Origin of the sequence: Leuconostoc sp. UCMA20149 (assembly GCF_030400235.1) — a bacterium.
In the GTDB taxonomy this organism is placed as follows: domain Bacteria; phylum Bacillota; class Bacilli; order Lactobacillales; family Lactobacillaceae; genus Leuconostoc; species Leuconostoc pseudomesenteroides.
Window position 1 is genome coordinate 38,651 of the sequence record NZ_VJYC01000005.1, and the last position, 12,621, is coordinate 51,271.

Sequence of the window (12,621 nt, forward strand, 5' to 3'; positions counted from 1 at the left end):
CTTAGTGATGATTGGCTATACATTGATATTTACTCCCGAGCAGTTTAATGTGGTTGCTTGGCACATAAACTTATTCTATAACATTAAGAGACTTAAATGTTTCATTGGCGTAATTCTCAAGCCAAGATGGTACGTGATAATACTCCATAAAAGTATTTACGCTGGTTGGCGCTTCAATTGACATTAAAATCTTGATAGCATTTCTATGTGCTTGTAATTCTTCGCCACGTTTACCGTATTCACTGAAATAATAAACTGCTTGTGCATCTGGGTCTCCGTAGAGAACGTGGCTTAGTTCATGAGCAAACCTGTACATAAAATTCACTTTTGTATCAAAATTAGGATTCATTACTACTGTACTATCTTTGGGAATGGCAACATCAGGTGTTGATGATTTCATTCCCAAAAAAAAGACACTAATAAAATTTCTCTTTGCTATTTCAGAAAGTGTATTTTCTATATTTTCTTTTTTAATTAGATCGTCGTTCAATTTTGTTCGTTCCTTTTTTGAAATCTTCTGAATTTAAGCAAATCAATTATGGCCTGCTTATCTTCTTCGTCAATCTCCATACCATCAAAGGCCAAAAGTAAGTCATCATCTTCGATGTCTGCTTGCTTAAAAGTATTTTTTCTGCTTGTGTAATTATTTGTTTCTGATTCTCCAGTTAAATAATCTACTGTAACAAGCAAAGTGTCGGCGATAGCTTTTAGAGACGGACCAGTCGGGTCAACGCCTTGATTGTACCTGTATATAGCATTTTCACTCAGTCCAGAGGCTTTAGCTACTTGTTTAAGATTCATTCCACGGCTTTTTGCAATTTTTTTAATTCGTTCAAACGTTGTCATATCAACACCTTTTTATATTTTGACGAATAAAAATTACACAAAATCACACAAAATGGTTGCGTTATTTTACACATTGTGTAATAATGAATTCATCAAGTAATTGAGCAACAAAAAACAAACACTTATAAATCTAACTTGGCGGTCTGATTATTAGGTAGTGCGTTATTTGTAGCTTATTTCGTATGCACTTAGTTTACACATTGTGTAAAAAAATGTCAACAACTTGATAATAAAAAAACAGAAAGGAGACAAGCTATGGAGAACAAAGAAACCTACGAGAAGCTTTTGGATTTGAAAGTTAATCAAATTAAAAACGCCTCCTCGTTTATGGAAGCGGATTTGATATCAAGGTCATTGATTAAACTGATTCATTCATACGTTGAAGATTGTGAATGGCGCTCTTCACAGAAGTAATCTCAGCTTTGTATCTATCAAAAGCTGATTTGTAAGCGGTGTAATCAGATGAACTTGGGGAAATATTACTTTGTTGAGACATTTTAGCTGTTACGTACGCAATAGCTAGGTCATGAGCAACTTGTTCGTCAGAAATAGTCATCGGTCTGACTCCTTTCATAAATGTAGGGGAGAATTTCGACGCTCACAACATAAATATTATCACAATTAAACAAAGGAGGTGACAGTATGACAGCAACAACAATTCTAGAGCGAGAAAAAGAAATTAAGCGAATCATCAAAAAACGCATTTTAGACGAAATGTGGGAACGAGATGACATGAAGCAATGGGAACTTGCCGAAACGATAGGTGAAGGTACCGCTCAAACAAACCGTGCAATTAACGGTGAAAATTCGCCAAAGTCAAAAGCAATTCGTAAAAAGATTTTCACATTGTTCAACATCAATGATTTATAAGGAGAAAACTATGGCAACGTTTGATGGTCGTGGATACAACATCGGCGAAATTGTCGATAAGGAACATTTGAATATATCAAGGAATACATTCAACAAACACTTTCGAGGAGATAAGACGTTTCCTAAACCATATATGAGGACAGGAAATACAGTGATGTATTGGGGAACTAAAATTCAGTATTGGATTGATAAGAAGTCAGGAAGGTAAGCAATATGCAGGAAATTATCAAGATTAATCAAAACGAGCAGGGCGAGACACGAGTAAGCGCCCGAGAGTTGCACAAGGAATTAGGCGTTAAGAAACGTTTCAGCGCATGGTTTGAACAATATCACGAAATGTACGTTGAAGGCACAGATTTTACAAGTGTACTTTCAGGTACGGTTGTAAATAACGGCGCTGTTAAGCCACTTCAAGATTATTCACTCACGGTCGACATGGCAAAGAATGTAGCCATGATGTCGAAGACTGAAAAGAGTCAACAAATTCGAGATTACTTTATACAAGTCGAAGACCGTTACAAGAAGTTAGCCAACGATCCATCTTATCAAATGGCACTCGGTTTGAAAGCGTCACAGTTACTACTTGACCAGAAAGACCAAATCATTGCCGAGATGAAACCAAAAGCATTGTTTGCGGACGCAGTAGCAACTAGTCATACAAGTGTTCTGGTTGGTGAACTAGCTAAGATACTCAAACAAAATGGTGTCGATACAGGCGCCACACGATTATTCAGTTGGCTACGTGATAACGGCTACTTAATCCGACGCAGGGGTACAGATTACAATATGCCGACACAGAAAAGTATGGAATTGGGATTGTTTGAAATCAAGGAAACCTCAATCGCACGCAGTAACGGTAGTGTCACGGTATCTAAGACGCCTAAAGTAACTGGCAAGGGACAGCAATATTTTATCAACAAGTTTTTGCAAGCAGCATAGGAGGTCAGCATGTCAAAGAGTGCAGATTTAGAAGACATCAGACAGTCGTTGCTTGATTACGCACAGGCAGCAATCAGCAAAGGTCGTGAGGCAATCGAGAATGATACGACATTGAATTTTAATCCCATAGAACAAGCGAACGGCGCTTTGGATTTATTTGAAAGGGTAAGTAAATAACATGTGGTTTTTACAAGTAGTAGCAACAATCGTAATTTTAGTTTTGGTCTTCGCACTAGGCTTATCACAAGGTGAAGCACAGGAGCGTGAACGAATCGAAAAGCAACGCAGACTTGAAGCAATGGGCGGTAAAAACAGCTCAAACAAGTATTTTTGACAAAAGAAAAACGCTTAGCACAATTGGAGTTGGCTAAGCGCAGTAGGTATAAATTGTCCTGAAAAATAATTTATATCTCGATTATAGCAAGAAACGAGGTAAAAGCAAATGGATAGATTACGTGAGCTTCGAAAAGAGTGGGGATTAACGCTTGATTGGGTGTCTGTTGGTACAAATATCAATAGCGTTTACTTGTCTCGTTATGAAACAGGTAGGGTCAGTCCAAACATTCCAACGTTGATTAGATTGGCTGATTACTATGACGTTTCAATTGACTACTTAGTTGGAAGGAGTGACGTTAAATGAATCAAATGTACGTAAAAGACGTTACAGAACGTCATGAACAAGTTGACCGCGACAACTTTAACTATGATGATAAGCCAACTTTGAGCGTTTATCCATTTGGAGAAATGAAACGGTCAGAAGTTGCAAAAGCAAATAATGCCGAGCGAGTATTTTTTCTGAAACCAGAAGATAAGCACGGCGACTATGTACTAGACACCGATTTAGCAGACTACTTGGAAAAGTACAGTAGTTGTCTTATCACGGTTGAGATGCACGAATTAGAAGATATTGATTGGGGAGATTAATCATGGCAAACGAAATAACATTAGCAAAGCAATTAAGTAGTGACAAAGTCGTGGAGCAGTTCGCTGCAACAGCTGGAGAAAGCGCCAAGTCATTTGCAAAAGAAGTGGCATTGACCATTTCTGGTAATCCGGCATTGCAGCACGCAAAACTAGGCACCGTCATTGTTGAAGCAACCAAAGCCAGTGCATTGGGTCTGTCTCTATTGCCAACGGTAGGTGAAGCCTATTTAGTTCCTTACAAAGGTGATGCGCAATTCCAACTTGGATATAAAGGCATTGTTCAATTGGCAATGCGAAGCGGACAGATGAAATCATTCGGAGCTGAAAGTGTCTATGAGGGTGAAAATCCAGAATGGGACAAGTACAACCAAGAGCTGGTGACTGACGGCGAAGAAACAGGAAAAATCATTGGCTATTATGCTTTCTTCACGTTAGTTAACGGATTCAAAATGGCAGCATACTGGCCAAAAGAAAAAGTTGAAGCCCATCGTGATCGCTTCAGTAAATCCAAAAAGGGTCCTTGGTCAACTGATTTTGATGCAATGGCTAAAAAGACAGTACTTAAATCTATTTTGCAGTATGCACCAAAGTCTAGTGAAATGAAACGAGCACTAGCAGAAGATACACAAGCTGAATATGTTCAAGCCGGTATTCAAGATGTCACACCAGAACCAGCAAATATTGAGGCACCAGTCGAGACGACAAATGCACCAGAAATGAATGCTGAGGAAGAAAGTCTGTTCGGTGAATTGAGTGATGTTGATAAAGAGACTGCGCCCAATCCGTTCGCTCAAAATCTTGGAGGTGACAATTGATGTTAGAGACTAAACCAGCATTGAGTTTTAAAAATGGTGTGATGGTTAATTACAGTGATTTGTTAGCAATCGCCGAAGAGTATAAATCATTGCCAGAAACTATTGTAACTGCTGCTCAAGGGTCACGTGCCAACGCTGTTAAAAGTGATTTGAAAAAGAATGCTGACCTGATTAAGAAAGAACTTAAAGCAGAGGATAAGCGACGCAGTGAAGTGTTCTATGAAGAAAATCATGGTGCAGTAGCTGCTTTAGATACTTTGTTAAGTGTCCGTGAAGATTTGGTTGAGCGCACTAATACGTGGGAGAAAACACGTTTAGACGCTAACATGCCTATTCTGGAAGCGTTTATTGATGAACAAAATGATTTACACCAATTGGATAGTCAACATCAATTAAGCGCTAATGATTGGCGAAAATTCGGGACATTCACACCGACAGGAAAAATTGTTGGCAAGGTTCAAAACGAAATTGTTAGTCAAGCAAGATTAGCAGAATACGACCAAAACAAACAGCCCGAATTAACGCCTTTGGATTTGTTAAAGCGTGATCTAAATCGTGCTTTTGCTGAATTGTACTCGAACTACGAAGATGATGGTATTTACGGTGGCAAAGACATTAAAGATGATTTAGCTAAAATCGCACAATTACTGCAATAAGAACACCACCAGCTCAATGTGGTAAAACCGAGCACCAGTGGAGTTTAGATTACAAGTTAGCGCAAGTAGTCATTGTAACGCACTGCATTCACAGCGATATGGCGCAACCATACAAATGGGTGTGATGCCCTAGGAGGTAACAAGTGGCAGAAGAAAAGAATTATTTTTGGATAAAAATCAGACAAGATTTCTTTACAGATCCATATATCAAATTGCTTCGTCGCATGGCTGGTGGTGACACATACACAATCATTTACTTAGAAATGTTGGTTAAAAGTGCTGATACAAATGGCACGATTTACTTTCAAGGTGCCGGCAGTGATATAGCCGAAGAATTAGCACTTATGCTAAATGAAAATGTTGAAGATGTCCGTGCATTGTTGGCTTACTTAGAAGCTAAAAAATTGATGACACACCCAGACTTGAACGAAGATATTTATTTAGTTGCAACACCCGATTTGACGGGTTCTGAGACAGGTTCAGCACGCAGAGTTAGAGAATTCAGAAAACGTCAAAAAGAACAAAAAGCGTTACAAAGTAACACCGAGGTAACAAACAGTAACAACAGTAAGAGTAAGAGTAAGAACATAGAGTTAGAACAAGAGACAAAGAAAGAACCAACAGCCTATCAAAAGATTGTGGCGGTTTATGAAAAAAATGGTTTTGGTTTGGTTAGTCCAATCGTTTCAGAAAAAATCAATGATGAACTGAAAGACTTTGCTAGCGAATCTAGCGAAGATGAGGCAGTAAGCATCATAACCAAAGCAATGGAGATTGCAGCACTTAATAGTGCTAATAACTTTAACTACGTATTGGCTATCACTAAAAAATGGTACAACAAAAAACTGTTCACTCTGAAAGCTGTTGAAGCTGATGAATTAAAAAATAAATCTCAAAAGTCTTCAAGGTATGGCGGTAGGAGAAATATTGTTGAGCCACAGTTAGCGAGTGTTTCAGAACCGGTTGAGGAGCCAGAAAGGGAGTTACCAGAATGGCTGACGGACGCGGCAAAGGACCTTTAGATTTTGTACTCCTAGCAATCAGATTAAAGGCAATGGGAATACCGACATCTAGTAATAGTCAATCGTTCCCAGCGGTTAATTTTGAAGAGTTAGGCAGACGATTAAAAGAAAATGGATCGCTCACAAAGATGGTTAAATGCGCTAGTGCTAATTACGTTTCGATTTTAGAAGTTTGGCAGAGTGCACCAGAAGCGATTGCAGTATTGCAAGAGATGAGAAAGGAAGCAACAAAATGACATTTGATGAAGCGGTAGAAAAACTAAAAGCACTGAGCGACAAAGGTGCTGACACGTGGTATGGAGACAGTCTAGACAAGCACACAAACGTTAAAGGTCATATCGAGGCGGGTGATATAGAAACGATTATTTACAATTTACGACAAGAGTACGCTCCGACTATTGAGATGCCGGCTAAAGGGAAAAAATATTTTGACAGCGCAAAGAAATATCCAGACGGACAGCTATTTGATTCGTTTGCAATCTTTGATTCTGATAGTAAACATAAAATGCAAACCATGTTTGGGACTGATGATATTCGCGGTCTAACAAATGGTTATCAGACAATGGCCGGATCATTCGCCAAGAATAGTGAAAGTGTTGATGAAATTATGAAAAAGTATACTGTGCCATTTATGCAAGCGTGGTTACACCCAGAAACAATCAAGGTGGTTGATGATTAGTGACAGAGCTATTCGCAAAACTGAATAAGGTTGACCCAAACAAAGGTCTAATCACGTTGCAGTTGAGCACTGATGATATCCACACGCTAGAGAAGTATCACGCCAGCGGGCAGCAACAGGTGGTGTCGTTGATAGCGAGTGATGAAAACGGTGTATCGGCACAACAGCGGAAGTTTGCGTTTGCTTTGTTGCATGACATCTGGCTATCCCAAAAAGGTGGCTACTGGATTGAAACCCCTGAAACAGTTAAACAGCACTTCTATGCCATGTATGAGTATTACAACAGCTTAGACTTTGGAGAATTTAGTTTGAGCGCTGCTAAAGGTACTAAGACAGATACAAACCAGTTCATCAACATGTTGCTAGATTATGCAGCGATACATGACATTAGTTTGAGTGTGAAGCCGTTGAACGAGTTAGAGCCACAGGAAATTGCACGGTGGGAGTATAGATGCCTCATGGAAAAGATGTGTGTTGTTTGTGGCAAGAAGCCAAGCGACCTACATCATTTAGATACAGTTGGGTCAGGAATGAACCGACAGCACACTAATCACTTGGGACACAGAGCGGTGCAACTATGCAGGGAACACCATAATGTGGCTCATTCACTTGGTATCGAAACGTTCATGCAGCGGTTCAAGATTAATGGCATCAAGATTGACGAAAAAATAGCTTTGGCACATGGACTGAATATAAAGTGATTTAAGCGTTTAAAAACGGTTTTGGTGTAATTATGCCAAACTAATGTTTGCAATTCGCAAACAGGCGTTTTGATACGAATAAGAGCAAATTAGCAGAAAGGAAAGCATGACGTTATTTAAATTTGATATTGAACCAGTGGCACAAGCCAGACCGAGAGCGGCACGTATTGGTAACAGCATTCGAATGTACGACCCGAAAAAGACAGCAAATTTCAAAACTGATCTACGCATGATGGCGCAAATAGCTGCAAAAGGAAAGTCTTATAAAATTCCTAACGGTGCAATCAGCGTGAATATTCAAGTTGTGCGACCTGTATTAAAATCATGGTCACGCAAGAAACAGCAAGAGGCGATTAACGGTTTGATATTGCCAACTACAAAACCAGACCTAAGCAATTATATTAAAAGCATTGAGGACGCTTTAAACGGCGTTCTATGGAATGACGACAACGCCACGGTTCAATTAATCAGCAGCAAACGTTACGGACAAACAGGTCGTCTAGTAGTTGAAGTTAATGAGATTTAGAAAGTGTGATGAGATGAAAATAGTTAGCTTACAGAGCGTGGGATTGGGAACATATTTTTCGGGAAACGAAGATGAAACTACTTATTCGCCAACCTTATATATTGTTGGTGATGGAATTGAAAGAGTAGGTTATTTTGACAATGGCAATGAACCTAAAGTAACCAAAATAGAATTTGGCGATTTATATCACGGTATGGAAATGCCGAGACAAGATGATACTTACTTTGTATACACATCAGACGGACACATCAGAGTGTTGCCAGCTGATAAGTACATTGCGGAATGGAGTGAATAGTTATGCGAGAGATTAAGTTTAGAGCGTGGTTCACCAGAGATGAAAAGTATATAAAGCCAATGACTATACAAAATATGATTCATCAGAAAGTAAGCACGTTTTCCTTATCAGTTTTTGTATAAGGAGGTTATTTTTGAACAATACACAGGTCTCAAAGACAAAAACGGTGTTGAAATTTATGAAGGCGATATTGTAGCAGAAATAACTCAATTTGATGATGATGAACCTGATGTATATGAAGTTGTATATAACGAAACTGGGGATTATCCAGCGTTTGATTTAAAAGGTTGGACTGGAGAAGTTAATGGAATTTCTGAATTATCGCTAAATTATGGAATTGAAGTCATTGGCAACATACACGAGAACGCAGATTTATTGGACGACACCGACCGTCTCAGCCCTGATGAAATCGGCAATGATATTCATGAGTTTTTACACGGAGGAGATAAGTGATGACTGAACCAGTAGCATATGTAAAAATTAAAAATGGAAAAGTATATAGCATGCTTAGATCAGCAACGCCAAACGATGAGTCCACGGCTGTATATACAGCAGAACAGTTACATCCACGTGTGAAGATGACACAAAAGCAATACAAAGAGTGGCAACAAGTAATAAACAGTATTTATCCTGTTAATTTATATGAGCTATTTAATTTAATTTTTAATCCTGTCGAACACCGCGGTGAGTACGCGGGTTTGAGAGATATTTTTTCTTTCGACGAAGGACAGAAGAAACTTGCACAATTATGGATTGATTATGATTCAGAGAATCCAGAAGAAACGATTGATATTGTTCCTGATATGAAGTGGTTTGTGAGAAGAATACTTCCAAATGCAGGTGGTAATATGCTTTATTGCACTGATGAAGGTGAGTTGACTTACAACCATAATAAGGAATACGCCACACAATTTGACACCAAAGAAGAGGCTGAAAAATGGACAAATCCGTTAACAGAAGCGGTGCAGTTGCCAGTGGAGGGTGACAATGATTGAAATAGGACACAACTTACAGCATGCGATTGAGTCTGGCATGTATTTGTCAGCAATGGTTGTAGTTACTTATATTGTATTGAAATATTATGGAGGTCTGAAATGACATTTGATGAAGCGATAGAAAAATCCAGAGCGTTGTCACTGGACGGAACACGACAAATATACAGTGATGATGTTATTCAGTTAATTAACGATTTACGACGAGAATATGAGCTTAAAGAACCTAAATTTGAATACGTAATTAAGCGGTCAATTATGAGCAATTATCAAAGTTTACAGAGTGCACGAGAATCATTAGCGAGTGGCTACAAAATTATAGATAAGTCTGTTTTAAATAGCGGTCACGGTGAAGATTATATCGAATACATCTTATCAAGAGAGATTACGAGCGAATAGTCAAAGGAGCAAAGCATGGATCAACTCAAATAACGATTTATAAAGACAAGTAACAATATTTGTATTGTTATACCGAAAATAGAAATTACTTTCGTGCCACGGCTATGTATTAAAAAGCCAATCCACAGAGTGATCAGCAATAGAAAAATCATAAAGTAAATTAAAGCGTGAAGTAGTAATAAGGTCATAGTACCTCCTGACGTTTTTAATATTATAACATGTAGAAAGAAGAGCGAAAATTGGCGGATAGAGTTGATAAATATCTAAGTGATTATTTCTCAGGTGTGATTGAAATGCAGATTAGGCTACGTATTAGAGAACTTGAAACGCCAACGTCATTTGATGAAAATATAGGTGGTGGTAAGGCAGAAAATAAACGTAACATTCAAACTGAAAATGACATCATCATTCAAGAAAGCGATTATATTTTGCAATCATTCATTAGAGACAGATGGTTTATGTCTAATTTCCTAAAGGTGCTGACCAGTGAAGAAAGAGCCATGCTTGAATTGCGTTATGATCGTAGAAGAAAGCGAAGCTGGCTTCAAGTGGCAAGCATATTGTCAAAGTCAGAGAGTCAGTGCTACCGAGATATGCAGAGAATTAAACAGATTTATAGGACTTCTGTTTTTGCTAGTCGGGGTGTGGATAAGTGAAAGTGCCAAAAACATGCGAGTTTTGTGAAGGTTTTTAGGCGAAAAAGGGTGTTATATTTGTATCATCAAATAGTTAACAAAAAAATACTGTTTAGTAGTAGAATACTTCTGTGGGGTTGATTAGCGAAACACCCACAATACTCCTGGGGAGTACAAATCATCACAAAATACGTTGATTGAAATATCGACAACAAAAAAGAACGCCGACGACGTTCTTTTTTATTTGTGGTTATTGCTCATCCATTAAAAGCAACGCGAAAGCCTATTAAACGTTAAGGCAATCACTGTCAGACTGTGGGCGATGACACAGACAAGTAAAGTCTATAAAACGTGACAGGTGGCGGAATAGGTAGACGCTTAACGAAATAGAGTTAGTGCTGGCACGTCCGTCCTGCATTATCATGTAAGGTGCAAATCCTTGCCCTGTCAATTGCGGTACGTCCGCACAACTTAAAATTTCAAGAGGTAAAGATGATGAGTGATAAACACAGCGATGAATATAAAGCGGGATATTACGATGCTTATGTTGCATCAATTAAGCAAGATGAAGAACGTTTTATGGTTAACGATGGACATAATGATTATGCCAGAGGGTATTACGATGGGACGGATGCAGAGATTAAGGATATTGGAGATTAGTATTTAGTTCATTAACTTAATAGCAGTCGCTTGCCTGCGATTGCGTACATAGTGGTCGTCAACTAATGGTTTACAACCACATTGAACAGTCAACCAATAGTTGATAGTTGCACCTTAACGGGTGCTTTTTTATTGAAATTAACCTTTTTGCAATATATTACACAAAAGGCGTAAAATGAAACATATAAAGTTATAGGGAGATATTTTATGTCAGAAGATTTTTTTAATAAGTTGCGTCGGGCGGTAGGTTTTGATGGTTTGATTTCAACTATAATTGGCGCTTTGATCGTATTTTTGCCTAATCGTAGTGCTAGAGCAGCCGCCGGAATGATAGGAGCTGCTCTAATTGTTGTTGGATTGATAAAATTGATAGCTGTATTCAAAAGTGATGTAGAAAACGGAATGGCCAGATTGGGGAACTTGATTGTGTCAATCATTTATCTCGTTGCGGGTATCTTCATTTTTATCGACATGCAATCAGCAGCTATTTCGTTAATCCTGGTTGTTGGTATATTAACAGGTATGACATGGTTAATTGAAGGCTTCATTCAAATCACAATCATCAACCAAATTAGTACGAATAAGACGTGGTCAATTATTTCTGCGTTGATTAGTATTTTGGGAGGATTAAGCCTTCTGTTCAGTCCGGTATTAGGTGGATTGATTGTCTGGACGTTCTTTGGAATGGCATTGTTGGTTATTGGTATTTTCAAGTTAATCCAATACTTTACTTTGAAAAATTAATAAGTATTTGAAACCGTTCGTTAGTTAAATCTAACGGCGGTTTTTGTTTGGAGAAAATTTTGGATAATAAACAAAAAATAAAACAGTTAAAGCGCGCAAAATATAAGTCTGAACGGTCACAAAAATATAACTTTCCAGACGATACGTCTAATATCTCTAGACAAAGATTTTTAATACATAAAATATTCAAAGGGTGAGTTATGAAAATAGATAGCGATTATGGACTTGTCGCCAGTGATGATGAATTAAACATCTACCGCAGGCTAGACCGGCAACAAAAATATAACAAGAAGCACAAGAAGGCATCTAAACGCAAGTTGAATACAGACAAGCGCAAGGATGCCTTTTATGATGATAGGAAGTGGCGATAATGGGCTACACAAGATGGACTGATGAATTAAAGAAGCGTGTTCAAGAATTGAGTGAGCAAGGACTTGATTCAAGAAATATAGTTGAAAAACTTTATGAAGAAACAGGTGTGTATTATGCACGACGTTCCGTTAGACTGTACGCGAGTGCTAAAGCACCACAGTCTAAAAATAGCGGCAATGAAAACGACCATTTTAGTATTGAGCCTAAATATAGCTACGGCAGTGACGGTAAGGTTGATGATATTAAAATCACAGCCAAGTATCTACTACTGAACGAGCAGACACAAAAGACACCAGAGGATATCCTTGAGTATCTTAATCTTGATGTCAACGACTGGCGTATCGTGTCGGCAATACCAAACCAATGGACGACACCAACAGATAATGGGCCAAAGTGGAACTTCCAGTTAAAGGTTAATGTTAAGCCAAAGTCAGATGATGAATTAACACCACAGGATATTGCTAATCTGTTCAAAGCAGACATTAGGCCATAAACAGTTAAACAGGTTGCACGTGATACGCATAATCTGGTTGTACCACTACCTGA

General features: G+C 38.4%; 26 protein-coding genes. 23 read left to right on the forward strand and 3 right to left on the reverse strand.

Annotated elements, in window-relative coordinates:
• Positions 1-70: 70 nt before the first annotated feature.
• The 3 genes from FF105_RS05575 to FF105_RS05585 all read right to left on the reverse strand — a co-directional run bounded on the left by FF105_RS05575 (position 71) and on the right by FF105_RS05585 (position 1,402).
• Positions 71-490, reverse strand: coding sequence for an ImmA/IrrE family metallo-endopeptidase (locus tag FF105_RS05575; protein ID WP_290046404.1), 420 nt, complete (start codon positions 488-490; stop codon positions 71-73).
• Entirely contained in the window at positions 487-846 is a 360-nt protein-coding gene (locus tag FF105_RS05580) for a helix-turn-helix domain-containing protein (RefSeq protein WP_290046405.1), read from the reverse strand. The genes FF105_RS05575 and FF105_RS05580 overlap by 4 nt, the downstream gene beginning before the upstream one ends.
• A gap of 358 nt (positions 847-1,204) precedes the next feature.
• Entirely contained in the window at positions 1,205-1,402 is a 198-nt protein-coding gene (locus FF105_RS05585) for a hypothetical protein (protein WP_290046406.1), read from the reverse strand.
• Positions 1,403-1,488: 86 nt separating this feature from the next.
• Here FF105_RS05585 and FF105_RS05590 point away from each other — a divergent pair, with 86 nt between their 5' ends.
• From FF105_RS05590 to FF105_RS05700, 23 genes are all read left to right on the forward strand, one after another.
• Positions 1,489-1,716, forward strand: coding sequence for a transcriptional regulator (locus FF105_RS05590; protein ID WP_290046407.1), 228 nt, complete (start codon positions 1,489-1,491; stop codon positions 1,714-1,716).
• Between the two features lie 10 nt (positions 1,717-1,726).
• Complete coding sequence (locus FF105_RS05595) at positions 1,727-1,924, forward strand: hypothetical protein (RefSeq protein WP_290046408.1); 198 nt, start codon at positions 1,727-1,729, stop codon at positions 1,922-1,924.
• Positions 1,925-1,929: 5 nt separating this feature from the next.
• Positions 1,930-2,655, forward strand: a complete 726-nt coding sequence (locus tag FF105_RS05600) for a phage antirepressor KilAC domain-containing protein (RefSeq protein WP_290046409.1) — start codon at positions 1,930-1,932, stop codon at positions 2,653-2,655.
• A gap of 9 nt (positions 2,656-2,664) precedes the next feature.
• Positions 2,665-2,832 (forward strand): hypothetical protein, encoded by a 168-nt coding sequence (locus FF105_RS05605; protein WP_228933960.1) that lies wholly within the window; start codon positions 2,665-2,667, stop codon positions 2,830-2,832.
• A 1-nt stretch (position 2,833) separates the two neighbouring features.
• Positions 2,834-2,989, forward strand: coding sequence for a hypothetical protein (locus FF105_RS05610; protein WP_180922005.1), 156 nt, complete (start codon positions 2,834-2,836; stop codon positions 2,987-2,989).
• 108 nt (positions 2,990-3,097) lie between these two features.
• Positions 3,098-3,295, forward strand: coding sequence for a helix-turn-helix domain-containing protein (locus tag FF105_RS05615; protein ID WP_290046410.1), 198 nt, complete (start codon positions 3,098-3,100; stop codon positions 3,293-3,295).
• Positions 3,292-3,579 carry a hypothetical protein gene (locus FF105_RS05620; protein WP_290046411.1) on the forward strand — a complete coding sequence of 96 codons (288 nt, stop codon included), beginning with the start codon at positions 3,292-3,294 and terminating at the stop codon, positions 3,577-3,579. Before FF105_RS05615 ends, FF105_RS05620 begins: the two co-directional genes overlap by 4 nt.
• Before the next feature lie 2 nt (positions 3,580-3,581).
• Positions 3,582-4,394: a recombinase RecT gene (locus tag FF105_RS05625; protein ID WP_290046412.1), complete on the forward strand. Its 813-nt coding sequence runs from the start codon at positions 3,582-3,584 to the stop codon at positions 4,392-4,394.
• Positions 4,394-5,050 (forward strand): hypothetical protein, encoded by a 657-nt coding sequence (locus FF105_RS05630; RefSeq protein ID WP_290046413.1) that lies wholly within the window; start codon positions 4,394-4,396, stop codon positions 5,048-5,050. Before FF105_RS05625 ends, FF105_RS05630 begins: the two co-directional genes overlap by 1 nt.
• Before the next feature lie 143 nt (positions 5,051-5,193).
• Positions 5,194-6,072: a phage replisome organizer N-terminal domain-containing protein gene (locus FF105_RS05635; protein ID WP_290046414.1), complete on the forward strand. Its 879-nt coding sequence runs from the start codon at positions 5,194-5,196 to the stop codon at positions 6,070-6,072.
• The gene (locus tag FF105_RS05640) at positions 6,042-6,308 is read left to right on the forward strand and encodes a hypothetical protein (RefSeq protein WP_114667461.1); all 267 of its coding nucleotides are present in this window, start codon (positions 6,042-6,044) and stop codon (positions 6,306-6,308) included. Before FF105_RS05635 ends, FF105_RS05640 begins: the two co-directional genes overlap by 31 nt.
• Positions 6,305-6,751 (forward strand): hypothetical protein, encoded by a 447-nt coding sequence (locus FF105_RS05645; RefSeq protein ID WP_290046415.1) that lies wholly within the window; start codon positions 6,305-6,307, stop codon positions 6,749-6,751. Before FF105_RS05640 ends, FF105_RS05645 begins: the two co-directional genes overlap by 4 nt.
• Complete coding sequence (locus FF105_RS05650; protein ID WP_290046416.1) at positions 6,751-7,452, forward strand: putative HNHc nuclease; 702 nt, start codon at positions 6,751-6,753, stop codon at positions 7,450-7,452. Before FF105_RS05645 ends, FF105_RS05650 begins: the two co-directional genes overlap by 1 nt.
• 106 nt (positions 7,453-7,558) lie before the next feature.
• Entirely contained in the window at positions 7,559-7,978 is a 420-nt protein-coding gene (locus FF105_RS05655) for a RusA family crossover junction endodeoxyribonuclease (RefSeq protein WP_290046417.1), read from the forward strand.
• Positions 7,979-7,991: 13 nt separating this feature from the next.
• Positions 7,992-8,273, forward strand: a complete 282-nt coding sequence (locus tag FF105_RS05660; RefSeq protein WP_290046418.1) for a hypothetical protein — start codon at positions 7,992-7,994, stop codon at positions 8,271-8,273.
• A 114-nt stretch (positions 8,274-8,387) separates the two neighbouring features.
• A complete protein-coding gene (locus tag FF105_RS05665) occupies positions 8,388-8,726 on the forward strand; it encodes a YopX family protein (RefSeq protein WP_290046419.1) in 339 nt (112 codons plus the stop codon).
• Entirely contained in the window at positions 8,726-9,268 is a 543-nt protein-coding gene (locus tag FF105_RS05670) for a hypothetical protein (protein WP_290046420.1), read from the forward strand. The genes FF105_RS05665 and FF105_RS05670 overlap by 1 nt, the downstream gene beginning before the upstream one ends.
• Before the next feature lie 99 nt (positions 9,269-9,367).
• On the forward strand, positions 9,368-9,664 hold the full coding sequence (locus FF105_RS05675; protein WP_290046421.1) for a hypothetical protein: 297 nt from the start codon (positions 9,368-9,370) through the stop codon (positions 9,662-9,664).
• A gap of 239 nt (positions 9,665-9,903) precedes the next feature.
• Positions 9,904-10,320, forward strand: coding sequence for a DUF722 domain-containing protein (locus FF105_RS05680; protein WP_290046422.1), 417 nt, complete (start codon positions 9,904-9,906; stop codon positions 10,318-10,320).
• A gap of 471 nt (positions 10,321-10,791) precedes the next feature.
• On the forward strand, positions 10,792-10,959 hold the full coding sequence (locus FF105_RS05685; protein WP_290046423.1) for a hypothetical protein: 168 nt from the start codon (positions 10,792-10,794) through the stop codon (positions 10,957-10,959).
• A 207-nt stretch (positions 10,960-11,166) separates the two neighbouring features.
• On the forward strand, positions 11,167-11,703 hold the full coding sequence (locus tag FF105_RS05690; RefSeq protein ID WP_290046424.1) for an HdeD family acid-resistance protein: 537 nt from the start codon (positions 11,167-11,169) through the stop codon (positions 11,701-11,703).
• A 200-nt stretch (positions 11,704-11,903) separates the two neighbouring features.
• Positions 11,904-12,074, forward strand: coding sequence for a hypothetical protein (locus tag FF105_RS05695; protein WP_290046425.1), 171 nt, complete (start codon positions 11,904-11,906; stop codon positions 12,072-12,074).
• Complete coding sequence (locus tag FF105_RS05700; protein ID WP_290046426.1) at positions 12,074-12,568, forward strand: hypothetical protein; 495 nt, start codon at positions 12,074-12,076, stop codon at positions 12,566-12,568. The genes FF105_RS05695 and FF105_RS05700 overlap by 1 nt, the downstream gene beginning before the upstream one ends.
• Positions 12,569-12,621: the final 53 nt, after the last annotated feature.